This is a genomic window from Corynebacterium sp. CCUG 70398 (genome assembly GCF_024454055.1).
In the GTDB taxonomy this organism is placed as follows: domain Bacteria; phylum Actinomycetota; class Actinomycetes; order Mycobacteriales; family Mycobacteriaceae; genus Corynebacterium; species Corynebacterium genitalium.
The window spans coordinates 1-986 of sequence record NZ_JAGPYZ010000022.1 but is presented as its reverse complement, the minus strand read 5'-3'; the positions used below and the strand labels follow the sequence as shown (position 1 = coordinate 986).

Annotated in this window: 1 rRNA gene; it reads right to left on the bottom strand. The window is 55.4% G+C overall.

The features are described 5' to 3' along the window. A 23S ribosomal RNA gene (locus KBX07_RS11305) occupies positions 1-986 on the bottom strand; the annotation flags it as partial.

The window sequence follows — 986 nt, the reverse complement described above, 5'->3', positions numbered from 1 at the left end:
AGGACCGCATTTGACTAGTCCATGTGCCACACGCTTGCACCACAATCCACTTAAGTGGCGTAGCTACCTGACTGCGTCACCCCATCACTGAACTACAACGGATCAGGCCCCACGCATCACACCCACCCGCAAACCAAAGGAATGCATGGCGGGTGGTCAGGGTGGTTAGTATCACCGCTTCGCACTTGGGCGCGTATGCACGGGTACGGGAATATCAACCCGTTGACCATCGACTACGCCTGTCGGCCTCGCCTTAGGACCCGACTCACCCTGGGAAGACGAACTTGACCCAGGAACCCTTAGTCATCCGGCGGATACGATTCTCACGCATCATTCGTTACTCATGCCTGCATTCTCACTCGCACACAGTCCACGCCCCCTTCCGGTAACGCTTCACCCCATGCACGACGCTCCCCTACCCATATAAAAATATGCCGCGGCTTCGGCGGTGTACTTGAGCCCCACTGAATTGTCGGCGCGCAACCACTCGACCAGTGAGCTATTACGCACTCTTTCAAGGGTGGCTGCTTCTAAGCCAACCTCCTGGCTGTCTTCGCGATTACACATCCTTTTCCACTTAGTACACCCTTAGGGGCCTTAACCGGCGATCTGGGCTGTTTCCCTCTCGACTATGAAGCTTATCCCCCACAGTCTCACTGCCGCGCACCAATGTAAACCGGCATTCGGAGTTTGGCTGACATTGCTAAGATGATAGTCCCGCTCAACCAACCAGTAGCTCTACCTCCGGCACACCTACGCGACGCTGCACCTAAATGCATTTCGGGGAGAACCAGCTATCACGGAGTTTGATTGGCCTTTCACCCCTACCCACAACTCATCCCCGCAGTTTTCAACCTACGTGGGTTCGCGCCTCCACAACCTCTTACAGCTGCTTCACACTGGCCATGGGTAGATCACCCCGCTTCGGGTCCAGGACATGCCACTTAAAACACACAATTAGCATTCGCTTTCGCTACGACTACCCC